Annotated in this window: 26 protein-coding genes and 1 CRISPR repeat array; of the genes, 12 read left to right on the top strand and 14 right to left on the bottom strand. The window is 71.4% G+C overall.

What is annotated here, in order from left to right:
* Nucleotides 1–449 precede the first annotated feature (449 nt).
* Entirely contained in the window at nucleotides 450–851 is a 402-nt protein-coding gene (locus F4561_RS06445) for a hypothetical protein (protein ID WP_184575728.1), read from the top strand.
* A gap of 173 nt (nucleotides 852–1,024) precedes the next feature.
* Nucleotides 1,025–2,233: a cytochrome P450 gene (locus F4561_RS06440; RefSeq protein WP_184575726.1), complete on the top strand. Its 1,209-nt coding sequence runs from the start codon at nucleotides 1,025–1,027 to the stop codon at nucleotides 2,231–2,233.
* Between the two features lie 270 nt (nucleotides 2,234–2,503).
* Here the strand turns inward: F4561_RS06440 and F4561_RS06435 are convergent, their stop codons facing one another.
* From F4561_RS06435 to F4561_RS06420, 4 genes are all read right to left on the bottom strand, one after another.
* Nucleotides 2,504–3,655 carry an acyl-CoA dehydrogenase family protein gene (locus F4561_RS06435; protein WP_184575724.1) on the bottom strand — a complete coding sequence of 384 codons (1,152 nt, stop codon included), beginning with the start codon at nucleotides 3,653–3,655 and terminating at the stop codon, nucleotides 2,504–2,506.
* 128 nt (nucleotides 3,656–3,783) lie between these two features.
* Nucleotides 3,784–4,641 carry an HTD2 family dehydratase gene (locus F4561_RS06430; RefSeq protein ID WP_184575722.1) on the bottom strand — a complete coding sequence of 286 codons (858 nt, stop codon included), beginning with the start codon at nucleotides 4,639–4,641 and terminating at the stop codon, nucleotides 3,784–3,786.
* Nucleotides 4,638–5,855 (bottom strand): CoA transferase, encoded by a 1,218-nt coding sequence (locus tag F4561_RS06425; protein ID WP_312885166.1) that lies wholly within the window; start codon nucleotides 5,853–5,855, stop codon nucleotides 4,638–4,640. The genes F4561_RS06430 and F4561_RS06425 overlap by 4 nt, the downstream gene beginning before the upstream one ends.
* Nucleotides 5,856–5,905: 50 nt before the next feature.
* The gene (locus F4561_RS06420) at nucleotides 5,906–6,223 is read right to left on the bottom strand and encodes a hypothetical protein (protein ID WP_184575718.1); all 318 of its coding nucleotides are present in this window, start codon (nucleotides 6,221–6,223) and stop codon (nucleotides 5,906–5,908) included.
* Between the two features lie 389 nt (nucleotides 6,224–6,612).
* On the opposite strand from F4561_RS06420, the gene F4561_RS06415 reads away from it, so the two are divergent.
* Complete coding sequence (locus tag F4561_RS06415) at nucleotides 6,613–7,323, top strand: GntR family transcriptional regulator (protein WP_312885165.1); 711 nt, start codon at nucleotides 6,613–6,615, stop codon at nucleotides 7,321–7,323.
* Between the two features lie 82 nt (nucleotides 7,324–7,405).
* Nucleotides 7,406–7,738: direct repeats of the CRISPR family, unit length 29 nt; unit sequence CGGTTCACCTCCACGTGCGTGGAGAGCAC.
* A 464-nt stretch (nucleotides 7,739–8,202) separates the two neighbouring features.
* On the opposite strand, the gene F4561_RS06410 is transcribed toward F4561_RS06415, so the two are convergent.
* From F4561_RS06410 to F4561_RS06400, 3 genes are all read right to left on the bottom strand, one after another.
* Complete coding sequence (locus F4561_RS06410; RefSeq protein ID WP_184575716.1) at nucleotides 8,203–9,015, bottom strand: ABC transporter permease; 813 nt, start codon at nucleotides 9,013–9,015, stop codon at nucleotides 8,203–8,205.
* Between the two features lie 126 nt (nucleotides 9,016–9,141).
* On the bottom strand, nucleotides 9,142–9,909 hold the full coding sequence (locus tag F4561_RS06405) for an ABC transporter permease (RefSeq protein WP_184575714.1): 768 nt from the start codon (nucleotides 9,907–9,909) through the stop codon (nucleotides 9,142–9,144).
* On the bottom strand, nucleotides 9,906–10,829 hold the full coding sequence (locus tag F4561_RS06400; protein ID WP_184575712.1) for an ABC transporter ATP-binding protein: 924 nt from the start codon (nucleotides 10,827–10,829) through the stop codon (nucleotides 9,906–9,908). The genes F4561_RS06405 and F4561_RS06400 overlap by 4 nt, the downstream gene beginning before the upstream one ends.
* Before the next feature lie 168 nt (nucleotides 10,830–10,997).
* On the opposite strand from F4561_RS06400, the gene F4561_RS33600 reads away from it, so the two are divergent.
* Together F4561_RS33600 and F4561_RS06390 are read left to right on the top strand one after the other, a co-directional pair.
* On the top strand, nucleotides 10,998–12,155 hold the full coding sequence (locus tag F4561_RS33600) for a sensor histidine kinase (RefSeq protein ID WP_221445385.1): 1,158 nt from the start codon (nucleotides 10,998–11,000) through the stop codon (nucleotides 12,153–12,155).
* Nucleotides 12,152–12,820, top strand: a complete 669-nt coding sequence (locus tag F4561_RS06390; RefSeq protein WP_184575708.1) for a response regulator — start codon at nucleotides 12,152–12,154, stop codon at nucleotides 12,818–12,820. The genes F4561_RS33600 and F4561_RS06390 overlap by 4 nt, the downstream gene beginning before the upstream one ends.
* 328 nt (nucleotides 12,821–13,148) lie before the next feature.
* Here the strand turns inward: F4561_RS06390 and F4561_RS06385 are convergent, their stop codons facing one another.
* The 4 genes from F4561_RS06385 to F4561_RS06370 all read right to left on the bottom strand — a co-directional run bounded on the left by F4561_RS06385 (nucleotide 13,149) and on the right by F4561_RS06370 (nucleotide 15,398).
* Entirely contained in the window at nucleotides 13,149–13,565 is a 417-nt protein-coding gene (locus F4561_RS06385) for a nuclear transport factor 2 family protein (protein WP_184575706.1), read from the bottom strand.
* Nucleotides 13,566–13,846: 281 nt separating this feature from the next.
* On the bottom strand, nucleotides 13,847–14,599 hold the full coding sequence (locus F4561_RS06380) for an SDR family NAD(P)-dependent oxidoreductase (RefSeq protein ID WP_184575704.1): 753 nt from the start codon (nucleotides 14,597–14,599) through the stop codon (nucleotides 13,847–13,849).
* A gap of 91 nt (nucleotides 14,600–14,690) precedes the next feature.
* Nucleotides 14,691–15,122 carry an Rrf2 family transcriptional regulator gene (locus F4561_RS06375; protein WP_184575702.1) on the bottom strand — a complete coding sequence of 144 codons (432 nt, stop codon included), beginning with the start codon at nucleotides 15,120–15,122 and terminating at the stop codon, nucleotides 14,691–14,693.
* A 30-nt stretch (nucleotides 15,123–15,152) separates the two neighbouring features.
* Nucleotides 15,153–15,398 (bottom strand): DUF4158 domain-containing protein, encoded by a 246-nt coding sequence (locus F4561_RS06370; RefSeq protein ID WP_184575700.1) that lies wholly within the window; start codon nucleotides 15,396–15,398, stop codon nucleotides 15,153–15,155.
* A 270-nt stretch (nucleotides 15,399–15,668) separates the two neighbouring features.
* Here F4561_RS06370 and F4561_RS06365 point away from each other — a divergent pair, with 270 nt between their 5' ends.
* Nucleotides 15,669–16,442, top strand: coding sequence for a YqjF family protein (locus tag F4561_RS06365; protein WP_312885164.1), 774 nt, complete (start codon nucleotides 15,669–15,671; stop codon nucleotides 16,440–16,442).
* 139 nt (nucleotides 16,443–16,581) lie between these two features.
* Here F4561_RS06365 and F4561_RS06360 read toward each other — a convergent pair whose 3' ends face one another.
* The gene (locus F4561_RS06360) at nucleotides 16,582–17,502 is read right to left on the bottom strand and encodes an AraC family transcriptional regulator (RefSeq protein WP_184575698.1); all 921 of its coding nucleotides are present in this window, start codon (nucleotides 17,500–17,502) and stop codon (nucleotides 16,582–16,584) included.
* 80 nt (nucleotides 17,503–17,582) lie between these two features.
* On the opposite strand from F4561_RS06360, the gene F4561_RS06355 reads away from it, so the two are divergent.
* The 3 genes from F4561_RS06355 to F4561_RS06345 all read left to right on the top strand — a co-directional run bounded on the left by F4561_RS06355 (nucleotide 17,583) and on the right by F4561_RS06345 (nucleotide 20,657).
* The gene (locus F4561_RS06355; protein ID WP_184575696.1) at nucleotides 17,583–18,404 is read left to right on the top strand and encodes an NmrA family NAD(P)-binding protein; all 822 of its coding nucleotides are present in this window, start codon (nucleotides 17,583–17,585) and stop codon (nucleotides 18,402–18,404) included.
* 415 nt (nucleotides 18,405–18,819) lie between these two features.
* Nucleotides 18,820–20,238 carry an RtcB family protein gene (locus F4561_RS06350; protein WP_184575694.1) on the top strand — a complete coding sequence of 473 codons (1,419 nt, stop codon included), beginning with the start codon at nucleotides 18,820–18,822 and terminating at the stop codon, nucleotides 20,236–20,238.
* On the top strand, nucleotides 20,235–20,657 hold the full coding sequence (locus tag F4561_RS06345) for an archease (RefSeq protein ID WP_221445384.1): 423 nt from the start codon (nucleotides 20,235–20,237) through the stop codon (nucleotides 20,655–20,657). Before F4561_RS06350 ends, F4561_RS06345 begins: the two co-directional genes overlap by 4 nt.
* Before the next feature lie 47 nt (nucleotides 20,658–20,704).
* Here the strand turns inward: F4561_RS06345 and F4561_RS06340 are convergent, their stop codons facing one another.
* Complete coding sequence (locus F4561_RS06340) at nucleotides 20,705–21,241, bottom strand: Rossmann-fold NAD(P)-binding domain-containing protein (RefSeq protein ID WP_184575692.1); 537 nt, start codon at nucleotides 21,239–21,241, stop codon at nucleotides 20,705–20,707.
* 175 nt (nucleotides 21,242–21,416) lie between these two features.
* On the opposite strand from F4561_RS06340, the gene F4561_RS06335 reads away from it, so the two are divergent.
* Nucleotides 21,417–22,241, top strand: a complete 825-nt coding sequence (locus tag F4561_RS06335) for an SAM-dependent methyltransferase (protein ID WP_312885163.1) — start codon at nucleotides 21,417–21,419, stop codon at nucleotides 22,239–22,241.
* Between the two features lie 62 nt (nucleotides 22,242–22,303).
* Here the strand turns inward: F4561_RS06335 and F4561_RS06330 are convergent, their stop codons facing one another.
* Nucleotides 22,304–22,885, bottom strand: a complete 582-nt coding sequence (locus F4561_RS06330; RefSeq protein WP_184575688.1) for a TetR/AcrR family transcriptional regulator — start codon at nucleotides 22,883–22,885, stop codon at nucleotides 22,304–22,306.
* 83 nt (nucleotides 22,886–22,968) lie between these two features.
* On the opposite strand from F4561_RS06330, the gene F4561_RS06325 reads away from it, so the two are divergent.
* Nucleotides 22,969–23,415 (top strand): nuclear transport factor 2 family protein, encoded by a 447-nt coding sequence (locus F4561_RS06325; RefSeq protein ID WP_246437150.1) that lies wholly within the window; start codon nucleotides 22,969–22,971, stop codon nucleotides 23,413–23,415.
* The gene (locus F4561_RS06320; protein WP_184575686.1) at nucleotides 23,412–24,254 is read left to right on the top strand and encodes an NAD(P)H-binding protein; all 843 of its coding nucleotides are present in this window, start codon (nucleotides 23,412–23,414) and stop codon (nucleotides 24,252–24,254) included. The genes F4561_RS06325 and F4561_RS06320 overlap by 4 nt, the downstream gene beginning before the upstream one ends.
* Nucleotides 24,255–24,258 lie beyond the last annotated feature (4 nt).

The raw sequence follows: 24,258 nt of genomic DNA, 5'->3' as shown, positions 1-24,258 counted from the left end.
GCGGGCTGCCCTGTGGGCGTGCGGAGAGCATTCCGGGATCGAGGGTCCGCAATGGTCTCCGTAGGAGTCCTCTCCGCGCTCGACACCGCAGAAGCCGCCTTACCAGGGGTGGCCATCCAGAACACGGCGGAAGCCACCAGTCGCGCCGGACAGGCTGCGGTGCGTTGGGAAATCCGATGGGCGTAGGGAACCCCAGGTGGAAACCTGGGCGAACACATGGCAGGGTTCTACGATGGCGTCTGTGGTTCAGAGAGGTCGCGCCGATGGCGGCCCGCAGGGAACTCCCTCGTGGCCTTCGATATGAGCGGTCTCAGCAGAGATGGCGTTCTTCCCCGACCGCGCGGGCGGCCACCCCGCGGTTAGTTCTCGGCACGTGCGCCGCGAATCGCCGCCACCTCCGCTCCACCGCCGCCACACAGTCCAGATTGATCGCAAACGTGAGGAGCGAAATGGCGGAAACCCTCTCCGTCGCGGTTCCGGAGATCGTCGCCGATGACGTCCGCGACATCGACGGGGTCAGCGTAATCGAAGGAGACCGGACCCTCGAAGTGGCTGTTGATGTGGTGGCTTCGGTGCGCCAGTCAAGCGGTATGGTGAGCGTGGATCTCGCCCCCGAGTCGATCGCTGAATTCACGGAAACGCTGGTCTCAGCTCTGAAGTATCGGCTGTTCACGGAGAACGAGAACGCGGAGCCGAGGATCGACACTTTCGAGTTGTCGGTGATCACGCTTCGTGCGGCGGAAAGGGTCACGCGGGACTACCAGTTCACCCGGAGCGCGGAGAATGGTGTGGCACCGGGCGAGACCGACGAACTGGCCGACCTGCTGCGAACAGCAGCCGAGCAGATCTAGCCGCTGGCCCCGCGGAATTCGTTCCCGCGGGCGCCGTGCTCCGCCGTGGAGGTCGCTACAAGGCGGGCGTTGCGGGCTCCGGGCTGAGACCGGGAGGCGGGGACGCTGGGGTCCAGGGGTCGCGCAAGCGCACGGCCACCGCGCGTCCCCCCGGCGCCCGGCACGGAGGCAACATGGACTTCACCGCTCTGGACGCGTTCCAGCGCTACCCCTACCCGCACTACGCGCGTGCCCGCGACGAACCGGGGCTGGTCTTCTCCCCCGAGCTGGACGCCTGGTTGGTCTCGCGGTACGCCGACGTGCGCGAGGCGCTGGCCCGGCACGAGGACCTGTCGTCGGTCGGGGCGCTGCGGCCGGACACCACCCTGCCGGAGAGCGTGCGCGCGGAGCTGGCCAAGGGGATCGGTGGCGGTGGTGTGGTCCTCTCCTCCGACGGCGAGGCGCACCGGCGCTATAGGCAACCGCACAACCGCGGGCTGTCGGCCTCTTCGGTGGCGGCGCTGCGGCCGTTCATCGCCGAACGCACGACACGCCTCGTGGACGAGTTCGCCGGGGACGGTGGCGCCGAACTGATGGGGGCGCTGGCGCGCCGGCTACCCGGCGAGGTCATCGGGCACCTCCTCGGGCTGGATCCCGCCGACGTTCCGGCGGTGGTGCGCGGCGGCTATCGCGCCACCGACCTCTTCTTCCGCCCCATGGGGCTCGACGACCAGATCGAGGCGGCGCGGGAGATCGCCAGAACGCAGCACCTGATGGACGGCTACGTCCGCGGTCGCCACGCCGAACCGCGCGCGGACCTGATCACCGGGTTCGTGCACGCGCTGGCCCCGGAATCAGGCGAACCCACCCGCGAGCAGCGCGCCGAGATCGTCTCCTCGCTGCAGAACCTGCTGCTCGCCGGGCACCTGACCACCACCGCGCTTATGGGCACGATGCTGTCGCACCTGTTGGGCCACCGCGAGCAGTGGGAGACGCTGTGCGCGCGTCCCGCGCTGATCCCCGACGCGGTGGAGGAATGCGCCCGCTTCGACGCACCCATCCAGGGGTTCCGCCGCCGCGCCACTCGCCCCGTTGTCCTGGGCGGCACACAGGTGGCGGCCGGCGACACGGTGTTCGTCTCCTTCGGCGCCGCCAATCGCGACCCCGCGCAGTTCGCGGACCCCGACCGCCTCGACATATTCCGCCGCCCCGAACGCCATCTCGGCTTCGGGCACGGCGTGCACGCCTGTCCCGGGGCGCGACTGGCCCGCGCCCAACTGGGCACGGTCCTGGACGAGCTGACGCGCCGCCTGCCCGGAGCGCGCCTGCGTCCGGATGCGCCCATCCGCATGCTGCCGACCCTGATCCACCGCTCACCCGAGCGCCTGGAGGTCCAGTGGTGATCCGGCGCCAGCGGCTCCGCGCGGGGCCGGTGGGCGATGCGACGCCCCTGTCAGGCCCGCTCCGTGCCACGTGGCGTGCCGCGCAGGCCCGGACGCGCGCGCCGGGCGCACCTGCGGGCCGTCTTCAGCCTTCCCGCCGCCAGGCGCGCCCACCGGATCCCGCGTTGCCGGCTGGGTTCCCCGCGGATGGCGATCCCCACGCATCCGACTGAGCACGCTGTTCGGCGGGCCCGGACCCCTCCCCCCAGGGGCGGCCTCCTGTAACGGCCCTTAGAGCCCACCGCGGGCAACAAGCTGGCGGGTGATGATGTCCCGCTGGATCTCGTTGGTGCCCTCGCCGATGATCATCAGTGGCGCGTCGCGGAAGTACCGCTCCACGTCGAACTCGGGCGAGTACCCGTAGCCGCCGTGTACCCGCATGGCATTGGTCGTGATCTCCATTGCGGCCTCGGAGGCGAACAGTTTCGCCATTCCGGCCTCCATGTCACTGCGCTGGCCGGAGTCGAACTTGCTCGCCGCGTACAGCACGATCTGCCGGGCCGCGGTGAGCTTCGTGGCCATGTCGGCGAGGTGGTTGCCGACGGCCTGGTGCTGGTATATGGGGCGCCCGAAGGACTCCCGCTCCTGGGCGTAGCGCAGCGCGTCCTCGAACGCGGCGCGGGCGACCCCCACCGCCCGTGCGGCCACCTGGATCCGGCCGACCTCCAGTCCGTGCATCATCTGGCCGAAGCCGCGCCCCTCCTCGGTGCCGAGGAGGGCGCCGGCCGGGACCCGGCAGTCGTCGAAGGTGAGCTCGCAGCTCTCCACCCCCTTGTACCCGAGCTTGCCGAGGTCCCGGGACACCGTGAACCCGGGGACCTTCTCCACCAGGAGGACGCTCACCCCGCGGTGGCCCGGATCGGCGTCGGGGTCGGTCTTGCAGAGCAGGGCCACCACGTCGGCGCGGCGGCCGTTGGTGATCCAGGTCTTGCCGCCGTTGATGACGTAGCTCTCGCCCTCCCTGCGCGCCGTGGTCCGCATGGCCTGCAGGTCGGATCCGCCGCCGGGCTCCGTCAACGCCATAGCGGCGCGCAGCTCGCCGGTGGCCAGTTTGGGCAGGTAGTGGTTCCGCTGCTCCTCGGTTCCGTAGTCGCCGATGAGCTTGCTAACCACGGTGTGCGAGCCGATGGCGCCGGCAAGGCTCATCCAGCCGCGCGACAGCTCCTCGGTGACCAGCGCGTAGCACTGGGTGGACACCTTTGTCTGGGCGTGGGGTTCGCCGACGGCGAGCCCGAACATGCCCATCGTCTTCATCTGCTCGATGATGTCCTCGGGGTAGGCGTTGGCGTGTTCGAGGTCGCGTGCGACCGGCCGGACCTCGGCGTCGACGAAGCGTTCCACCGCGGCGACGATGTCCTGCTCTTCGGTGCTGATCACGTGCATGTGCGGGCTTCCTTCTGCTCGGGACTCTCGGATACGCGTCTGGCGGGGCGAGAGAGGTCAGCGGGCGGAGAACAGGGCACCGCGGAGGGCCGCGGCCGGTTCGTCGCGCAACAGAGCGCCGGTCAGGCTCACGAGCGGACCACCGTGGCGGTGGCGTTGACCTCGGCCGGTGCGGTGCGCACGCTCAGCTCCACCTCGTTGTCGCCGGGCCCGCCGGTGACGGCGAACGGCTCCCCCGCGAACACGGGGCTGCGCAGCCGGTAGCGCATCGCTGTAGCCGGCTGGCCCGCCGCCTCCGCCCGCCCGGCCAGTAGCACCGCCAGCAGCGGGCCGTGGACCACCAGACCGGGGTAGCCCTCCACGGTCCGCGCGTAGGGGGCGTCGTAGTGGATGCGGTGCGCGTTCGCGGTGAGCGCGCTGAACCGGAACAGCAGCACGGGATCGGCCGCGGTCAGCGACCACCACGGCTCGGTGCCGCGGTCGGGCGGACCCGACTTGGGTTCGGCGGGCATGCGCCGCTGGCCGGACTCTCCCGACCGGTAGGCGAAGTCCTGCTCCTCGACCAGCCGCGGGCGCCCGCCCTGGTGGATCTCGTGGCGCACCGTGACGAACAGGGTCTCGCCGCTGCGCCCGTGCTTGACGGCGGCATCGGCCAGGGTGGAGACCCGCCGGGCCGTCCGCCCGATCTCCAGGGGCTCCTCGACCCGGACGCGCCCGCCGGCGAACATCCGGCGGCGGTCGGGAATGGGCGGCAGGAAGTGCCCCTCCAGCGGGTGCCCGTCCGGCCCGAGCTCCTCGTGCGCCGGCCAGTCGAGGAAGTACAGCCAGTGCCACAGCAGGGGCAGCACACTGACCGGCGGACCGTCGCCCCGCAGGTCGCGCTCCCCCAGGACACCCGCCAGTGCCCGCGCGGGCCCCGGGGCGATCGGGTCCTCGCTGGCGACCTCCCCCGGAGCCCACTCGGCTACGTGCTTCTCCAGGCTCATTCGGTCGTCTCCTGTTCTCCCGCGACGTACCGGTCGCGCAGGTCGGTGATGTGCTCCGCGGACAGCCCGAGCCAGTCCCGGAGCAGCTCCGCGGTGTGCTCACCCAGGCGAGGGGCCGGTGCGGGCGGTGGCTGGTGCCCGTCCAACGTGAGGGGCGACCCGGGTGACAGGCAGCGCCCGATCCCCGGCTGGTCCAGCTCGCCCATCATCGGGTTGTTGTGGAGCTCGCCGTCGGCCACGACCTCGGCGAAGTCCCGGTAGAACGACCAAAGGACAGGGGTGGCGCCGAGCGCGCGCTCCACCTCCGCCGCGTCGCGGGCGGCGAACCAGGGCCGCAGCAGGGCGCGGAGGAGGTCGCGGTGCTCGTACCGGGCGGCGTCGGTGCCGAAGTCCACGCCCACGGACCGTTCCACCCCGGCCACCGCGTCCGAGCGGCCTGTCGTGTCGAGTAGCGCCCGCCAGTGCCGGTTGGTCAGCACCACCACCATGACCCGCCGGCCGTCCCGGGTGGCGAAGTCGTGCCCGAACCCGCCGTAGACGTGGTTGCCGATGCGCGGCCGGGGACTCCCGTGCAACGCGGCCTCGGCCAGGTAGCCGAGGTTGCCGGCGGTGGCCAGGGCGACGTCGTGCAGCGCGATCCGCACCTGCCCGCCGCGGCCGGTCAACCGCCGGCGCCGCTCGGCCGCCAGCAGCCCGACCGCGAGGTAGAGCCCGCATGCCATGTCCCACGCGGGCAACGCGTGGTTGACCGGCGCGGCGTGCCCCTCCGGGCCGGTGGCGGCGGGAAACCCAAGGGCGGCGTTGACGGTGTAGTCAACGGCGGTCCCGCCGTCGCGCCGGCCGAGGAGCTGGACGTGGATGAGGTCCGCCCGCCGGGAGCACAGCTCGGTGTAGCCCAGCGCGGGCTGGGCCAGGGAGTTGCTCAGGACGATGCCGCCCTGGGGGCCACTCGCGGCGACCAGATCGGCGACGAGCGCGGCGCCCTCTTCGGAGCGCAGGTCGGCGGTGACCGAACGCTTGCCCTTGTTCAGCTCCGCCCAGTACAGACTCTCGCCGGACGGGGCGAGGGGCCAGCGGGCGCGGTCGGGGCCGCCGCCAACGTGGTCGACCCGGATCACGTCGGCTCCGAGCTGCGCCAGCGTCATTCCTCCCAGCGGGGAGGCCACGAAGCTGGACAGCTCGATGACGCGCACCCCGGCCAGTGGAGCCGCCACGGGGGTGTCCTCCCCGGCCGGCAAGGGATCTGGCGCCCGGTTGCCGGGGCTCATGTGTCGAACTCGAGCACGGAACGCACCCCGAGTCCGGCCCGCATCCGCTCGAACGCGTCCGGGACTCCACCGCCTTCGACCTGGCGCGCGCCCAGAACCGCCGAGAGCCCGGCCCCGCCAAGCCCGGCCACCAGGACCGGCTCCCCGGCACGAACCCGTGCGCTGCTGCGCACCGGCCGGTCCACGTCCGAGGCACATCCGGCGGGCGCCGGGAAGATCGCCTCCTCCGCGGCTGGGTTCCCGAGTGGGATCGTGGCGTCGCCGGCGGCGTGCAGCCAGCCACCGCCAATGTGGCGGTCGTCGCGATTGAACACTGTTCCTCCAGGTCCGGGCCGAATACCGAAGCGTGATCGGGGCGGGTAATCCGCGATGCGATACTTCCACTATTCTATAGAATATGGGAGGCCAGACAAGGCGTCGCTCCCCGCATCACCGCAGAGGAACCGCCGATGACCCGATGAGGACCAGCATCTGAACGGCTGCTCTGACGCACCGAGCGGTCGTTCCACGAAAAGCGGACATCACCCACCCGGCTCCGACCGCGGCCGCGCCTACCGCGGGGCTACGCCGCACGAGTCCGCAGCCCGGCGGGCGGCAACACCGACACGCAGGGCCGCGGCGGGGACACCTGACGCGAACCCGGAAGCGGAAATCCCCGTAGAATATAGATATCAGCGCAGGAGGCCGAGGAGGCTGAGACCGAGTGGCGGCGGAGACACCCCGGAGCGGATCCGGGCGGAGGTCAGGCTCCGCTCTCGGTGATAAGCAGCAGCTGAGCGAGAAGGTGGCATCGTACGTCCGCGAGGCCATCATGGTCGGCGAGCTGAGCGCGGGCAGCCACATCCGCACCGAGCACCTGGCCGAGGAGCTGGGAGTCAGCGCCACCCCGGTCCGCGAGGCACTCATGATCCTGCACAGCGAGGGGTCGGTGCGCTGGGAGCCGCGCCGTGGTTACCGGGTGGTTCCCATGACCGCCCGCGACGTTGAGGACCTCTTCGAGGTCCAGGCGTTCATCGCCGGCGAGCTGGCCGCGCGGGCGGCCGAACTGTTGAGCGACGCCGAGATCGAGCGCATCACCAAGCTGCAGGAGGAGTTGGAGGTAGCCGCGCACGAAGGCGACGCCCGGCACGTCGACGAGCTCAACCACGAGATCCACCGCACCATCAACCGGGCCTCCGACTCGCACCGTATGACGACCCTGCTCAACCTCACCGTGCAGTACGTGCCGCTGAACTTCTTCGGCACCATCCGGGGATGGGCCGAAGCCTCGGCCCACGACCACTCCGCGATCTTCGACGCCCTACGAAACCGCGACGCCGCCGCGGCCCGCACCGCCATGGTGGACCACATCCGGCACATCGGCCGCCTACTCATCGACCACCTACGCACCCGCGGCGACGTACTGCAGTCCTGAGGCGCCCCGGCACCAGCGGCGGCCGATCTCGGGGCACACCGCCAGAGCACACCAACCCAAGCGGGACCGATCGCCCGTCTGCCGGTTCACCTCCACGTGCGTGGAGAGCACCCCGCCATGCCCAGCGCGTTCGGCGCCACGTACGGTTCACCTCCACGTGCGTGGAGAGCACGTCCGGGAGCACCCGGACGCGGTAGAGGCTGACGGTTCACCTCCACGTGCGTGGAGAGCACGTGCGCATCGGCCAGTACGCCATCCAACCCACCGGTTCACCTCCACCTGCGTGGAGAGCACCGGGCATCTCGGGAGCGTTTCCGGCCGGAGCCGGTTCACCTCCACGTGCGTGGAGAGCACAACACGATCGACACCATCCCGTCGGCGTATAACGGTTCACCTCCACGTGCGTGGAGAGCACACTTCCTGAGCTGCGCATTTAGGGAACTAGAATACCGTTCGGTCCATCGTCGGTTCTGGTTTCCATGCTCTCGCCGCGATAAGTGGCACCACGGCCATTGGTCCGGCTTGCTGGACTGGCGCTACGTTACCGCTCTCGGTTGAGCTCCGGATGCAGAGGACCAAATGGCACTCGCCCCGGTGCTGGTTGCCGGGCTCAGAAAACTACTGGAGGTTCGCCGTCCTTCGCTCTTACCTTTGGTGGTACGCGCCTCCCGGTGCGTAGTTGACGGCTACTTCTGGTAATCCATTCGGTTCGAGTCCGGGACGCCGTAAGGCGTTGGACCCCCGCTGTTGCGGGGGGAAGCCGTCGGCGCCTTGGTCTCGGGAGGGGCGTCGCTATGCTGCGCAACTGGCCCCCGCAATCGTGCGGTATCGACCCGTCGCGGTGAAGGGTCGGTACCGCACGATCGCTGGCCTGGGTTCTCAGGTGTCCCGGCGGCGTACCACGACCGCGGCGGCGCCAAGTGCGATGGCCGCGTAGGCCGCCATCAGGGCGAGCGCCGCCGGCGGGGCCAGGACGCCGTCGAAGTACACCATGGCGAAGTCATCCGTGCCGACCTGGTGGTGCAGGTTCGGCAGCATTACCGACGCCACCCGGTCGTCCCACGGCGCGGGGAGGTAGGTGGTGCTCATCGGCAGCACGTAGAGGAACAGCACCAGCAGCACGACCGCTGCGGCGGTGGAGCGCACGATGGCGCCCAGCCCAACGCAGACGATGGCGACCATCAGGACCGACAGTCCCGAGGCCAGTAGCAGCGGGAGCTGCTCGGCCAGCGGGTCGTTGTTCAGGAAGAAAGACCGGTCCCCCGCGACCCACCAGCTCGCCCCGACCGTCACCAGAACCCCCACGTAGCCGAGGAGCAGCGCGACCACACCGGTGACGGCGGTCTTGGCGGCCAGGACCGTGCCACGCCGGGGCACGGCGACGAAGGTGGAGCGGATCATCCCCGTGCGGTGCTCGGCGGTGAACGTCAACAGCCCCAGCACCCCCAGGCAGAGCTGCAGCGGCATGAGCACGACCTGATCGGGTGGGCTCATTACGACGTCGGAGCGCCGTTCCGGCGGCAGCCCTTCCCACATCACCACCACTGTCACTGTCAGGGAGGTGACAGCGAGCATCGTCAACACGACAGCGCCCGCGACGAACCAGGTCGCGCGGGCCGAATAGGTCTTCCGCCATTCCGCGGCGAGCGCGTCGCGCACCGGCCGGTGTTCCTGTTGCGGGGCGGGTGTCATTTGGGTTCCTCCGTGGATCGTTCCTGCGGGCAGGAAGCGGACTTCGGGTGGGCGCCGGCCCGTGCGTGCCTGGCTTTGCTCGCCCCGCAGAGCCGGGAACCGCGCTGTGGGGCGATCCCTCGGGCTTCACGGGTCGCTCCGGCTGATGGCTGCGGCGGCGGTGCCGAGCGCGGTGGCGGCGTAGCCGGCGAGCACGATCAGCGCCACCGGCGGGGACAGCACGGGGTCGGACGCCCCCGCGACCTGGGCGGAAAGCTGGGGCAGTTGCACGGCGCCGATCCGCTCGTTCCACGGATCGGGGAGGAAACCCGCGATGGTGGGGACCACGAAGACCAGCGCCGCGACCGTGACGAGCGCCCCCGCGGTGGAGCGCAGGATGAACCCCAGCCCTACCCCCACGAGGGCGACCACCGCGGCCGACAGCCCCATGGCGAGCAGCGGCCCGACCGACTCCGCCACCGGGTCCGCGTAGGGCTCAAAGGGCCGGTCGCCGATAATCCACCTCGCGGTGAGGTGCATGGCCGTCACCGCCGCCACTCCCGCGGCGAACGTGGCACCCCCCACGGCGCCGGCTTTGGCGGCCAGGACCGTGCCGCGCCGGGGCACGGCGACGAAGGTGGAGCGGATCATCCCCGTGCTGTACTCGGCGGTGACCGCCAGCACCCCCAGCGTCCCCAGGCAGAGCTGGGTGAACGGGAACGTTATCCGTTCCACTGGCCGCGCTGTCTCCCACCGGATCCGGCCCTCGGCGGTTGTCGCGCTCTCCCAGGAGGTCACCCCGTTCCACGCGGCCAGGGTGGTGACGAGCACGACCCCGCCGACCACGGCGATGATCACCCAGGTCGATCGGACCGAGCGAAGCTTGAGCCACTCTGCCGCCAGCGTCGCGGTCACTGCGCCGCTCCCTGCACCCCGGTACGCGCCGCATAGTCCACGCTCTCGGAGGTCAGCTCCATGTACGCGTCTTCCAGGGATGCGCCGCGCGGGACCGCCTCGTGGATCGGGAGCCCGTTCCGGGCGGCCAGGTCACCGATCTCGCTGGCGTCCTTGCCGGTCACCGTTAGGCCTCCGTCGGCCTCCCGGGTCACCGTGGCACCGGCACCGGTGAGCGCCGTGGCCAGCTCGTCAGCATGTGGCGAGCGCACCGTTACCCCCTGCTGGAACCGGGCGGCGAGGTCCTGCACCGTGGTGTCGGCGATGAGCCGGCCGCGTCCGATGATCACGAGGTGGTCGGCGGTCAGGGCCATCTCGCTCATCATGTGGCTGGACAGCAGGATGGTCCGCCCCTCGGCGGCAAGGGAGCGCATCAGTTCCCGGATCCACCGGACACCGTCGGGGTCCAGCCCGTTCACCGGCTCGTCGAAGAGGAGAACGGCGGGGTCGCCGAGTAGCGCCGCGGCGACCCCCAACCGCTGGCGCATTCCCAGCGAGAAGCCGCCCACCCGGGAGCGGGCCACCCCGGCGAGCCCGACCTGTTCCAGGACACTCGCCACCCGGCGGGCGCCTATGCCGTTCGTGCGCGCCAGCCACCGCAGGTGGTTCAGCGCACTGCGCCCGCCGTCCACCGCGCCGGCGTCCAGCAGGGCGCCCACGTGCAACAGCGGGCGGCGCAGTTCGGCGTAGCGGTGCCCGTCGATCAGCGCCGTACCCGAGGTGGGGCGGTCCAGCCCGAGCAGCACCCGCATCGTGGTCGACTTGCCCGCCCCGTTGGGTCCGAGGAACCCGGTCACCCGCCCGGGGTTGACGTTGAAGGTCAGTCCGTCGACCGCGACGGTACGCCCGTAGCGCTTGGTCAGTTCGTGTACTTCGATCATGTCCGCGACGCTCTCGCGCCGATCCGGTCCGACACATCGGGCCAGCGGCCCAACTCCGGGCTCCGTCCACGGGCGGGTGCCGGGCCGGTAGTGAGGCCGCTCTCATACCCCGGTATGAGGACCCCTGGCCGGAGGCCACGGGGCGGGCGCGCCCGCTACCGTCGACGCGTGGACATCGCGGAGACTGCGGACCCCCGCCCCTCGATCTTCCGGCGTCTGGGCCGGCGCGAGCTGCTTGCCCTCGACGGTCTGACGGCGCTCGGTTACCTCCTGGTGCTCGCCGCGGTAAGGGCTCCCCCGGACGCCCAGATGGGGGCGGTGTTGCTGGCCGCGGCCGTCACCGGCGCCTCGATCGCCGTGCGCCGGCTGTGGCCGGTGCCCGCCTTCGGGTTGGCCCTCACGGGGACGCTCCTCGCGACCGCCTGGGGCATGGGGCGGTGGGAGCTCGCCGCTGTGGTCCTCACGCTCTACCAGGTGGCGGTGGTCCTGCCCCGAAGGCGATGGGAGCCCACGCTCACCATCGGGACGCTCAGTGTGGGCGGTCTCGTCCTGGTCAGCGTCACCGGAACACCGGTATGCTGCGGCAGCCTTGCCAGCACGGCGCTGGTCGCGGTACCGGTCCTGGGCGGGACGTGGATGCTGGGACGCGTGATCCGGGAACGCCGGGCCGCCGCGGCGCGTTCGGCGACCCAGCTCGCCGACTGGGCAGTCGCCGAGGAACGGCTGCGGATCGCCCGCGAGCTGCACGACTCCGTGGCGCACAGCATGAGCCTGATCGCGGTGAAAGCGGGTATCGCCAACCACGTTGCCCACGAACGCCCGGAGGAGGCGCGGGACGCATTGCGCGTCATCGAGAGCACCAGCCGCGACACACTCGCCGAGATGCGCCGGATGCTGGGGGTGCTGCGTTCGGACGAGCAGGAGCCGCGAGCCGATCTGGAAGGGCTCGTGGAGCACGCGGCGATGGCGGGCGTTCGGGTCGACATGGTCGTGCACGGGATCGGGGAAGTGCCCGACGGGGTAGCGTCAGCGGTCCACCGGATCGTGCGGGAAGCGGTGACGAACGTGGTCAAACACGCCGCACCAGCGCGGTGCCGGGTGCGGGTCGCCGCCGGCGGCGGTACGGTGCGCGTCGAGGTGCGCGACGACGGCCCCGGCGCCCGGGTCCTTCCGGACACCGGCAACGGCACCGGTCACGGGCTGCTCGGGATGCGGGAGCGGGCCGCCATGCACGGCGGGGTGCTCACCGCCGAGGCTCTGCCCGAGGGCGGGTTCCGGGTTGCCGCCCGGATCCCCTACGAGCCCGCCTCGCGGGAGGCCACGTGAGCGAACCCATCCGCGTGCTTGTGGTCGACGACGAGGCACTGCTGCGCGGCAGCTTCCGGGTGCTGATCGAGAGCGCGCCCGACCTCACCGTTGTCGGTGAGGCGGGCGACGGGGAGTCCGCGGTGCGCACGGCACGGGAGGCCTCCGTTGACGTGGTGCTGATGGACGTCCGCATGCCCGGCGTCGGCGGGATCGAGGCCACCCGCCGGATCTGCGCCGCGCCGGAGTCCGGAAGCCGGGTGCTCATCCTCACCACCTTCGACCTCGACTCCTACGTCTACGCGGCATTGCGCGCGGGCGCCAGTGGCTTCCTGCTGAAGGACACCCCACCGGCCGACCTGCTCTCCGCCATCCGCGTGGTGGCCGACGGGGAAGCGCTCCTCTCCCCCAGGGTGACCCGGCGTCTCATCGCGGAGTTCGCCCGGATGCCCGAGCCGGCGAGCCCGCCTCTGGCGAATGGGCTGAAAGCGATCACCGATCGGGAGCGTGAGGTGCTCACGCTGGTGGCCCGCGGGCGGTCGAACACCGAGATCGCCGAGCACCTGCACCTCAGTATGGCCACGGTGAAGACGCACGTGGGACGGCTGCTGGACAAGCTGGCGGCGCGGGACCGCGCCCAACTGGTCATCGCCGCCTACGAGAGCAGACTGGTCTCGCCCCGGTGACCGCGGGCACGGGTTCCGCTCCGACCCCACCCCGCCGCTACTTCCAGCCGCCCTGCAAGAGCTGGCGGACGCCTTGCACGGCCAGGACCCCGACGCCGACACCTGGCTCGTCCCGGCCGAAGCGCTGTGGACGGCCCTGTACTACCCCAACGCCCTGGACAGCTACGACCTGGACGAGACCGACGCCGCCACCTACACCCACCCCCACCCTGCGCGCGGAGGACCGCGTGCAGCGCCAGCTCCTGGCTCAGGCGCCGCGCACCGACGCCGCCATGGAGGTCCTGGCCGCCATGTGCCCCGGGCCACGGGGCACATGAGCACTCTCCACTCAGCCGGCGTTGAACGCCTTCTCGACGGTCAGCGTGTCCTCGTACAGGTGCATGCGGACGATCCGGTTGTCCTCGACCATCAGGTGCATGGCCGCCGGTGTGGTGAACTCCTTCCCAGTGGCCACGACGGTGTGCGTCCAGACCGCCAGCAGTACAACGTCACCACCGTCGACGATGACGCGCTCCAGCACGACCTTGCTCCCGCCGTGCGCGAAGTGCGGCCACATCGTGGTGAAGTACGGCGCGACCTCCTCCCGGCGGGTACGGCGCCCGGTCCAGGGCAGCGCGTCACTGCCGGGGACGTGCCAGTCGATCTCCTCGGCGAACAGTTCCTGGATGCCGTCGGGGTCTTGCCTGCCGAGGCGCTCCACGAACTTCTCGGCCACGGTCCGCGAGGTCTGAGTGTCTGTTGCCATCGTCCTTGTCCTTTGTCTTTTCGTTCGCGTGAGGTGTGCCGGTCGGGCCGCAGCCCTGGCACAGGAAGTCCTTGCCGCTCTCGTCGTCACCGGCGAGGAAGACGACCTGGTCGCCCTCCTGGTGCCGGGGATCGGGCTGCCGCATCGTCCGCCCGGTAGTGGACCACGCTCTTCATGACTCACTCCTTGTTGTGTCGAAGCCGTTGCCCTGGCGACGGTCGCAAGTACGCGGCTCAGACGCCCTGGAGTGTCGAATGCGTCCCGCGTGGACGATTCGGCGCCTAGAGCTGTGTGGCGCCGCCGTCGACGAGCAGTTCCGCGCCGGTGGTGAAAGTGCTTTGGTCGCCGGCCAGGTAGAGGGCGGTGGCGGCGACCTCGTCGGGACGGCCGATCCGGCCGAGCGGGGTCAGCGGGGCGGGCTCGGCCGCGGTGGGCCGATCGCCGTGCGGGAAAGCGGCGCGGAGCTCGTCCCCGCCCGGGGTCTCGACATCGCCGGGGGTGAGGGCGTTGACGCGGATTCCGCGGCCGGCTAGCTCGGCGGCCCAGGTGCGGGCGAGGCCGCGGATCGCGGCCTTGGTGGCGGCATAGACGCCCAGGCCGGGGGTGGCCCGCAGGGCCGCGCTGGAGGAGAGCAGCATCACCGAGGCGCCGGGCGTCAGCAGCGGCAGCGCCTTCTGGACAGTGAAGACCGTGCCCTTGAGGTTGATCGAGGTAGTGCGGTCGTACTCCTCCTCGGTGATCGCGCCGAGCGGGCCGTAGTCCCCGACCCCGGCGTTGGCGACCACAATGTCCAGGCGGCCGCTGCGGTTCGCGATCTCGGCGAAGAGCCGGTCGAGGTCGCCGAGGTCGGAGGTATCGCCCTGGATGGCGATGCCGCGGGCGCCGACCTGCGCGACGGCGGCGTCCAGCGCGGCCTTGCGTCGGCCGGTGAGGTAGACGGTCGCGCCCTCGGCGGCGAAGCGGCGGGCGATCGCCAGGCCGATGCCGCTGGAGGCGCCGGTGACGAGGGCGGTCTTGTCGTCCAGCTGTCCCATGAGATTCTCCGATTCCTTGACGTAACTATTTTTGTTACATCGATGGGGTGAGTCTGACCTCCCTCGATCAGGGGAAGTCAACGGTCCGAGGTCAGGCGGCTTTCAAGACGTCCCGCAGCACGTCCTCCAGCGTGGTCTTGACCAGCTCCCTGCGGAGGGCGGCCTCCACCTCGTCGTACACAGCGGTCATCGCCGGCCCGATGCCGTGGCCCACGACGCACTCGGGGTCCGGTGTCGCGCGGTGCAGGGCGAAGACCGGCCCCGGTTCGATCGCCTGGTAGACGTCGAGCAGGGTGATCGCCGCCAGGTCCCGTGCGAGCATCCAGCCCGCCCCCGCCCCCCGCCGTGAATCGGCCAGGCCGGCCTTGCTCAGCTTGGCCAGCAGGCGGCGGATCACCACCGGGTTGGTGTTGACGCTCGTCGCGATCTGCTCGGAGGTGGCGACCTCGTGGCCGCGCCGCTGATACAGCCCGATCCATGTCAGGGCGTGCGCCGCGATGGTCAGTCTGCTGTTGGCACTCACGTCGGACTCCACCTCCCTCACCCCTCGGTTCTAGTCGTAACAATAGTTGTTACAACTGCATGCGGCAAGTCCTGCGGGGGCGGCCGTGGGGGCGTCGAATCGGAAGACGCCGAGCATGCGCACCATGCCCCACTGCAGGGCCCACCCCATGCGAGTGGGTGGGGTGCGCTTGGCCGAGGCCGCCTCCAGGGCGGCGCTATCTAGGCGGAAGAACTGCTCCAGGTCCGCGACCGACACTTCCCCGGGGAAGCCGGGCGTAGCGGGCGACCTGCTCATCGGAGAGGAACTCATGCGGCATGGGCCCGAACCTAGGGCCGCGTGCCGGCCCGGCTCGGCGCCGTCACCGAACTGGTGCCCAGGTAGCGGCTCTACCGCTAAATCCTGTACCGATCCTCCTCGACCCCCGCGTCGAACCTGACCGTGCGGACACCTCCAGCGCCCCAGAACGGCCCCGCCGCCACCCTCAATGCGCTCCACCGCGGGGAGCCGCGCCCGGACTCGATAAGGTGAACGAGCAAGCCGGTTCCGGCCGCCAGGGGGTGCGTGGTGCAGCAGGGCCCACCGGGGCCGTTGGTCCGGCCCGCGGCCGCCGCGCCGCCGGGTTCCGCGGCGCCCCGCTCCGGGCCGGTGGATTCCGCGCCTCCGGGGCCCGCCCCGCTGACCCAGTGCTGGCGCGACGTCGTCTTCCTGCACTGGCGAGTCGCCCCGGCTCTCGTCGCACCTCTGCTTCCGCCGGGAACGCGGCCCGATGAGCTGGCGGGCGCCAGCTATGTCGGGCTCGTCGCGTTTCGCGTCGCGTGGCCCCGCGCTCTTGGCGCCGTCCCAACCGGCGGGTTCAACGAAGTGAACGTGCGGCTCTACACGCGCGACGACCGCGGCCGCCGCGGGGTGGTCTTCCGGACCATGGACGCCGACGCGCTGGCGAGCGTCGTGGCGGCCCGCGCGCTGACCGGCGTGCCCTATATATGGTCCGACATCGCGCTGCGCACCACCGAAAGCGGGTCGGCCGGCACGGTCCGCCGCCGGATCCCCGGCGCGCCCGCCGCCGGACGGTGGCGGGTCGCCTTCGGCGACCGGATCACCGCCCCTTCCCCCATGGAGCAGTTCGTGACGGCGCGCTACGGGCTGCACACCCGCCACCTGGGCCGGACCCTCTGGATGCCGGCCGGGCACGCGCCGTGGCGGCTGTTCACCGCCGAGCTCCGGCACTACGAAGGCAACCTGCTCGCAGCCGCCGGCGTGCCCATTGGGGAGCGCCCGCCCGACTCGGTGCTGTGGTCCCCCGGCACCACGGCGGCCCTGCACTTCCCGCGCCACTGACACCGCGGGTTTGCCGGTCAAACGTACGGGTGGCGGGCATTGGTGCGGGCGCGCTCGCCGCCGTTGCGGAAACCGGCCCTTCACGTTGCGCTGAAAGGCCACGCACCCCAGGCCGGCGGCGAGCGCGGGGAAGACCGCGTCAGACTCGGCTGAAGCTCCGTGCCGCGCGGTACGCGGTGGGGCTCATCCCTTTCGTCCGTTTGAACGCGGAGCTGAACCCGAACCCGTCGGCGTAGCCGGTGCGCCGCGCCACGTCGCCGATGGCCATCGAGGTGTCCGCGAGCAGATCGGCCGCGAGCGTCATCCGCCATCCGGTCAGGTAGGTGAGCGGTGGCTCGCCCACCAGGTCGGTGAACCGCTTGGCGAGTGTGGCCCGGGAGACCCCCGCGGATCGGGCGAGCGCCGCGAGTGTCCACGGATGGTTCGGGGCGTCGTGCATCCGGCGCAGCGCGGTGCCGACCACCGGATCCCCCAGGGCGCGGTACCACGCGGGCGCGTTCCGCTCGGGATCGTCGAACCAGGCGCGCAGGGTGCACACGAGGAGCCAGTCCAGGAGGCGGTCGAGTACCACCTGATGGCCGGGGCGGGCGGTGGCCACCTCTTCGGCGAGATAGCGCACCGCTCCTTCGCAGTCGGGGTCCGCGGCGGCGAAGACGAGCGGCGGCAGGGCCGACAGGAGGCGTTTCCCGGTCTCTCCCCTGAGCGGGCACTCTCCCACCAGGAGGGTCGCCGGCGCTTCGGGGTCGACCGCGCAGGCGGAGCCCGGTTGGTCGGCGACGTCCGCGCACGCGACCTCGGTGATGAGGTCGGGCCGAAGGTCCGCGGGATCGTCGGTGAACACGAAAGGCTCAGGGCCGCGTACGACAACGCTGTCTCCCGCCCTGATCCGCATTCGCGTGCCGTCACCGGCGACGATCCATCCCTGCCCGTCCAGCAGTGTGCACAGGGTCAGCGGTGCTCCGCCGACGAAACGGAGCGCGCACGGCGACGGCAACGCGGACCGGCCCAGCACCGCACCCTCGGTGCGTAGCCCAGTGAGTAGGTCCGCGAACGCATCCATGGAGCCATGGTAGACGAATGGACATGGAGAGGAGACTCTGCCCCATGGTTCGTCCAAGCTCCATGCGGTTTGCTGAAGCCATGACACAGCAGACAACCCGCCCGATCCTCGTGCTCGGCGCGACCGGTAAGACCGGCCGCCGGGTGGTGTCCCGGCTGCGCGCGAACGGCACCCCCGTACGCGCCGCATCGCGGTCCAGCGACACCCGCTTCGACTGGCACGACCGCACGACCTGGGCAGCGGCCCTCGACGGGGTATCGGCGCTCTACCTGGTCCTGCCGCCACAGGAGGCACCCGCGGGGGACCTCGTCACCCGTGCCGTCGCCGCGGGGGTCAACCGCATCGTCCTGCTCTCCGGACGCGGTGCGCAGCACATCGAGTACGCCAGCTCCGTCGAACAGGCCGTCCGGGACTCCGGGGCGCAGTGGGCGATCATGCGGCCGAACAACTTCAACCAGAACTTCACCGAGGACGTCTTCTACCCCATGGTCCGATCAGGCGAGCTCGCGCTGCCGATCGGCCAGGTCCCGGAACCGTTCATCGACGCCGAGGACATCGCCGACGTCGCCGTGGCCCTGCTCACCGAGGACGGGTACCACGGCCACACCTACGAGATGACCGGACCCCGCGCGCTCACGTGGGCGGAGGCCGCCGAGACGATCGGCGCGGCCACGGGGCGGCCGGTGCGTTTCGTCGATGTCCCCGCTGAGGAGTTCGTGCCCGCGGCGCTGGCCGCCGGAGTCGCACCGGACGCCGCGGAAGAGCTGTCCGGGAATTTCGCCGTAATGCGTGAGGGGGTAATCGCCGAGGTCGACGACGGGGTTCAGCGGGTGCTGGGCCGCGAGCCACGCGACTTCACCGCCTACGTCAAGCAGGCGGCCGCCTCCGGCGCCTGGGACTGACCCGGTCGGCGCTGCTGGCCCCCAGGGGGCGCGCCGCGGATCCGAACGGGCCGGAGGCCCGGCCAGGTTCGCGTGCGCAGCCCCGCCGGAGGGCGAAGCCTGGAGGTGAACATCGCGGTGTACCGGAACAACATCGCTGTCGGCGCCGGGACCGCCACGGCGCCCGCGGCGGGCGAGAGCGGGCATGCCCGGCGTACTGGGTGACCGCGCCGGGCACATCGTCGGCGCGTGCCCGCGGTCGCCCCTTCCGGTGGCGCCGGGCTGGGGGTACGAGGGACGGCCCGCTCTCCGTCGAATGCCGGGCGTCTCCCCCACTACTCGGGGCGTGTTCTGGGTAGCCGTCGCTGGTGAGAGCGCCGACCGCGGTGGGACGCGGCGGCTCGTGCGCAGCGGCACTCGGTTGAAGGGGGCGGCCATGGAGCTGATAGAGGAGACCCCGTACCGTTTCCGGGTCGAGCGACACGGCGACATGCGGGTTCCGGGGATGGTGTTCGCGTCGCGGGCGCTGCTGTCGTCCGGCGAGGCCCAGAAGCCACTGGAGCAGGTGGCCAACGTCGCCACGTTGCCCGGCATAACCGAAGCCTCCTTCGCCATGCCCGACATGCACTGGGGATACGGGTTCCCCATAGGCGGGGTCGCGGCCACCGACGTGCGCCGCGGCGGTGTGGTGTCCCCGGGCGGGGTCGGGTTCGACATCTCCTGCGGCGTGCGGCTGCTCGCCTCCGACCTGGGCCGCGACGCGCTGCGGCCGATACTGGAACAGCTCATGGAGGGGCTCAACCGCTCGGTCCCGCACGGCGCGGGCCGCGGCGCGGTGTGGAAGCTCTCGGGCCCCAAGGAAATGGCGGCGCTCCTGGGCGAGGGGTCCCGGTACGCGGTCGAGCAGGGGTACGGAACCGACACCGACCTCGAACGCTGCGAGGACTACGGTGCGGTCGGCGACGCCGTGCCGGAGCAGGTCAGCGAGCGCGCCGTGCAACGCGGCCTGGAGCAGGTGGGCAGCCTGGGCTCCGGCAACCACTTCCTGGAGGTGCAGGTCGTCACCGATGTCTACGACAACGAGGCCGCCGAAGCGTTCGGCCTGCGCGAGGACCAGGTCTGCGTGATGATCCACTGCGGCTCGCGCGGGCTGGGCCACCAGACCTGCACCGACCACGTACGCACCATCGAGAAGCGCATGCCGCGCCACGGCCTGCGCGTTCCCGACCGCCAGCTCGCCTGCGCCCCGGTGGACTCCCCGGAGGGCCGCGCCTACCTCGGCGCGATGGCCGCGGCGGCCAACTACAGCCGGGCCAACCGGCAACTGCTGCAGGCGGCAGCGTCGCGGACGTTCCAGGAGACCACCGGGAGGTCTCTGGAGATGGTCTACGACATCTCGCACAACCTCGCGAAGGTCGAGACGCACGAGGTCGACGGCGAGCTGCGCGAACTCTGCGTGCACCGCAAGGGCGCCACGCGCGCCCTCCCGCCCGGCCACCTCGACCTGCCGGCCGGCCTCGCGAAGGTCGGCCAGCCGGTACTGGTCCCGGGGTCGATGGGGACGTCGTCCTATGTCCTCACCGGCGTGCCTGACGGTGCGGCCTTCCACTCGACCTGCCACGGGGCCGGGCGGCAGCAGAGCCGCCATCAGGCGGCCCGCGCCACGCGCGCCAACGAGCTCCGGGCGGACCTGCTCAAACAGGGCGTGGTCGTGCGGGGTGCCTCGGCGCGCGGCCTGGCCGAGGAGGCGCCCGCCGCCTACAAGGACGTGTCCGCTGTGGTGGAGGCCGCCGAGGGCGGGGGCCTGTGCCGGAGGGTGGCCCGGCTGGCGCCGGTGGGGGTGGTCAAGGGGTGACCACCGTGTCGGGCCACCGCGCCCTGCCACACACTTCGGACATCCGCATCGAAGCGTGGGCACCCACCCGCGAGGAGTGCATGGCCGAAGCGGTGCGCGGGCTGGTGGCGAGCTTCGCCGCCCCACCGCCGGCCGCGCCGTCCGACGCCTACTGGACCGTCCCGACGGGCGGCGAGACGGACGAGGACGCGCTCGTCGCCGTGCTGGACGAGGTCATCTACGTCCTCGAAACCGAAGGGGGCGTTCCGGCCCGTGTCGAGGCGGCACACGGCCGCGGCGGCCCGCTGCTCCTGTTCCGCCTCGCCCCGCTCCATGAGGCAACGCTGACCGGAGCCGCACCCAAAGCCGTGACCCTGCACGATCTCCGGTTCGGACCAACCGGAGACGGCTGGTCGTGCGAGGTCACCGTCGACGTGTGACTCCCTGTTCATCCTGTTCCCGCGCCCCGGTGGATGCGGGGTCGGGCTCAGCGCCCTGGAGGCCACGGACGCAGGACGCCCACTTCGCGCACGGCCGGTGGGGCTCCAGCGAGCGCCGCCAGCGCGGCGGCGAGCACACCCTCGGAGATCTCGGTGGTGGTCAGCCACCGCGCTGAACGTCCCGACCGCTGGTAGCCGAGCACCACGCGGTGGGTGGGGTGGTCGAGGACGGCGGGTGGCAGGGTGGCCAGGGGGTCCTGGGAGGCGCTGGACCACACCTCGATCACCGGCGCGTCCGGGGCGAGCAGGGGTTGCACGGCCTTGAGGACACCATCGCGGTGCGGCGTGTGCACCCAGGCGACGAGCAGGCCGAATGGCGCGGTTGCTTCCCGAGCCACCGCCGCGGCCAGCTCCGCTGGGAAGTCCCACTCGCCGCGCACCCACCGAACGTTCTCGCCATCTGTGGCGAACCGAGGGCGCCTGCGGCTGGGCACCACCAGATCCCAACCGCGTGCGCTGAACCCGCGCACCGTCCCTGCGAGCATTCCGGTTCCGCCGATCACCAGTCCCTGGGGCATACGCATGAGCGTGCATCCTCAACCGCGGTAGAGGTCAACCGGAGCGGTGCGTTCGGGCGCGCTGGCGGTATCGATGTCCTGGCACACCGGGAACCGCGGTGTCGCCGGCGCGGTGTCAGCAGGGCGCCCGTGGGAATGGAGAGACCAGGCGCCCAGTGTCAGCGAAGAAGAGGCAACCGCAGTGAACGAACCCAGCGATTCCCAGCCCGGCACGAGTCTCCCCAACGACATTGACACCAACGTTCCACATACCGCGCGGGTGTGGAACTACTGGCTGGGCGGTAAGGACTACTTCGCCGTCGACCGCGAGCTGGGCGAGCGGATCCGGGAGTTCCTGCCGCATGTCGTCGACATCGCCCGCGCCGACCGCGCTTTCCTCGTCCGCGCTGTCACACACCTGACGCGCGAGGCGGGGGTCCGCCAGTTCCTCGACGTCGGCACCGGCCTGCCCACGGCCAACAACACCCACGAGGTGGCCCAGGCGGTAGCGCCGGAGTCGCGCATTGTCTACGTCGACAACGACCCCCTGATCATGGCGCACGCCCGCGCGCTCCTCGTCGGCACGCCCGAAGGGTCCACCAACTACATCCACGCCGACCTGCACGACCCCGCCACGGTCCTGGAGTCCGCGCGGGCCAGCCTGGACTTCATCCAGCCGATCGCCCTGATCCTCCTCGGCGTCGTGGAGCACATCCCCGACTTCGACGACGCGCGCGCGATCGTGTCCCAACTGGTGGGTGCCCTTCCCTCCGGCAGCTACCTGGTGGTCGCGCACGACACCAACGTCGTACTCGGGGAGAAGTCCGACGAGGCCGTGCGGCAGTGGAACGAGAGCGCGACCCCCTCGATCACCTTGCGCAGCCCCGAGCAGATCGCCCGGTTCTTCGACGGCCTGGAGGTTCTGGAGCCCGGCGTGGTCTCGACGGCGCTCTGGCGGCCCGAGCCCGCCGAGGTGGGGACACCCGCCCCGGTGGACGCGTACTGCGCCGTCGGCCGCAAGCCGTAACCAGGCTCTTTCGGCCGCCGGCGGACGCGAGGCGCGGCCCGGTTACCGGGCCGCGCCCGTCGTCACACGGGCCCCAGAACCGCGGCCGCGTAGGCGGCCAGGCGGTCGCGCATCTCCTCGGGAGGCATACGCTCGTGGCTGGCGAGGTACTCGACGAGGTCGGCGCGGGTGGCGGCCAGTAGGGCGTGCGCGGTGAAACCGCTGTCGGCGACTCCGGGGAGCCGCCGCAGCGATTCCTGGAGTGTGCCGTGCCACCACGTGTAGTGGCCCGCCTCGTACGGGCTGGTGGTGCCGTCCTCTTCCAGCGCCAGTGACAGGTGGCGGTTGTCGAGCTTCAACCGCAGCACCGCGTCGAGCAGGGCCAGCACGCGTTCGCGCGGCGCGGTGGCGGGGCCCAGCGGTTCCGGGCCCGTCTCCACGGCCTGCCGCAGCGGTTCGATCCGCGCCTGGAACAGGGCGCGGACCAGGCCGGCGCGGTCGCCGAAGCGGCGGAAGAGAGTGCCCTTGCCGACGCCGGCCGCCGCCGCGATGTCGTCCATGGACACGCCGCGGGGACTCTCGCTGCGAGCGAAGAGGGCGTCGGCCGCGGCGAGGACGGCCTCGCGGTTGCGCAGCGCGTCCGCGCGCTCTTTGCGCTGGGGCATACTTCCTCCGATTGCGAAACGGACCACCAGTCCGTATAGTTAAACGGACTCGCAGTCCACATATTACCGGATGGAGCTTTGCGTTGACCGAAGCCATGCCCCCGGCCGATCTGTACCGCCACAGCCTGCGGCTGCTGCTGGACAAGGACATCGACGGCTGGGTAGCCCTGTGCGACGAGAACATCGTCTTCGAGTTCCCCTTCGCCCCGGAGGGGTTTCCCGCCAGGTTGGAAGGCCGGGCGGCGGTGGCCGACTACATGCGGGGCTACCCCGACCACATCGACCTTCGCGATATCCCCTCATTGCTGATCCACCAGACCACCGAGCGGAACACGATCGTGGCCGAGTTCCGCGGCACCGGGCGCATGGTGGCCACCGGGGCGCCTTTCGACATGACCTACGTCGCCGTGGTCACGGTCGCCAACGGCCGTATCGCCCATTACCGCGACTACTGGAACCCGTCGGCCATCCCCGGCTCGCCGGACGACGCGAAGTTCTTCGGCACCGAGCGGCAAGGGGAAACGGCATGACCGAGCACACCACCCTGGTCACCGGGGCCACCGGCACAACCGGCAGCCGCGTCGTCTCCGGGCTCAGCGCCCTGGGCCACCGCGTGACCGGGGCCAGCCGCCACCCCGCCGCGCCGGACAGTGCCGGCACCGGAGCCGTCCGCTTCGACTGGTACGACCCGGCGACCCACCCCGCCGCCCTGCGGGACGCCGACCGGATGTACCTCGTCCCGCCCGTCGGCGACACCGATCCGGCCGCGGTGATGCTGCCCTTCCTGCGGCAGGCCCGCGAGGCCGGCGTGCGACGCGCGGTCCTGCTCAGCTCCTCGGCCATTCCCGCGGGAGGCCCGGCAGTGGGCCGGGTTCACGCCGTGCTCGGCGACCTGTTCGACCAGTGGGCGGTGCTGCGGCCGTCGTGGTTCATGCAGAACTTCTCCGATCCCCACATGCACGCGGGCAGCATCCGCGAGGAGGGCGTCATCATGTCCGCGACCGGCACGGGCCGGGTCGGCTTCATCGATGCCAACGACATCGCGGCGGTCGCGGTGCGCGCCCTCACCGACGAGCACGCGCCCAACACCGACCTGGTCCTCACCGGCCCCGAGGCGCTGGGCTACGACGACGTCGCGGCCATCATCGCCGACGTCACCGGCACGCCCGTGACCCACCGGCCGCTCGGTCCCGAGCAGTTGCGCGACCGCCTGGCCGCCAGCATTCCCGAGCGGTTCGCGACCCTGCTGGCCGACCTCGACCGGGCCATCGCCGACGGAGCCGAGGACCGCACCACGGACACCGTCGAACGCGTGACCGGCCGCCGGGCCCGCGGTTTCCGCGCGTTCGCCGAGGAAGAGCTGCGCTGAGGCA

This window comes from Lipingzhangella halophila, assembly GCF_014203805.1.
Taxonomy (GTDB): domain Bacteria; phylum Actinomycetota; class Actinomycetes; order Streptosporangiales; family Streptosporangiaceae; genus Lipingzhangella; species Lipingzhangella halophila.
The sequence above is the reverse complement of the archived record's forward strand: the minus strand, read 5'-3'. Positions and strand labels throughout refer to the sequence as shown.

Coding starts and splice junctions, on each gene's coding strand:
- F4561_RS06445 (WP_184575728.1), top strand. CDS start 450: ATGGCGGAAACCCTCTCCGTCGCGGTTCCGGAGATCGTCGCCGATGAC.
- F4561_RS06440 (WP_184575726.1), top strand. CDS start 1,025: ATGGACTTCACCGCTCTGGACGCGTTCCAGCGCTACCCCTACCCGCAC.
- F4561_RS06435 (WP_184575724.1), bottom strand. CDS start 3,655: ATGCACGTGATCAGCACCGAAGAGCAGGACATCGTCGCCGCGGTGGAA.
- F4561_RS06430 (WP_184575722.1), bottom strand. CDS start 4,641: ATGAGCCTGGAGAAGCACGTAGCCGAGTGGGCTCCGGGGGAGGTCGCC.
- F4561_RS06410 (WP_184575716.1), bottom strand. CDS start 9,015: ATGACACCCGCCCCGCAACAGGAACACCGGCCGGTGCGCGACGCGCTC.
- F4561_RS06400 (WP_184575712.1), bottom strand. CDS start 10,829: ATGATCGAAGTACACGAACTGACCAAGCGCTACGGGCGTACCGTCGCG.
- F4561_RS06385 (WP_184575706.1), bottom strand. CDS start 13,565: ATGGCAACAGACACTCAGACCTCGCGGACCGTGGCCGAGAAGTTCGTG.
- F4561_RS06380 (WP_184575704.1), bottom strand. CDS start 14,599: ATGGGACAGCTGGACGACAAGACCGCCCTCGTCACCGGCGCCTCCAGC.
- F4561_RS06370 (WP_184575700.1), bottom strand. CDS start 15,398: ATGAGCAGGTCGCCCGCTACGCCCGGCTTCCCCGGGGAAGTGTCGGTC.
- F4561_RS06360 (WP_184575698.1), bottom strand. CDS start 17,502: ATGGATGCGTTCGCGGACCTACTCACTGGGCTACGCACCGAGGGTGCG.
- F4561_RS06355 (WP_184575696.1), top strand. CDS start 17,583: ATGACACAGCAGACAACCCGCCCGATCCTCGTGCTCGGCGCGACCGGT.
- F4561_RS06350 (WP_184575694.1), top strand. CDS start 18,820: ATGGAGCTGATAGAGGAGACCCCGTACCGTTTCCGGGTCGAGCGACAC.
- F4561_RS06340 (WP_184575692.1), bottom strand. CDS start 21,241: ATGCGTATGCCCCAGGGACTGGTGATCGGCGGAACCGGAATGCTCGCA.
- F4561_RS06330 (WP_184575688.1), bottom strand. CDS start 22,885: ATGCCCCAGCGCAAAGAGCGCGCGGACGCGCTGCGCAACCGCGAGGCC.
- F4561_RS06320 (WP_184575686.1), top strand. CDS start 23,412: ATGACCGAGCACACCACCCTGGTCACCGGGGCCACCGGCACAACCGGC.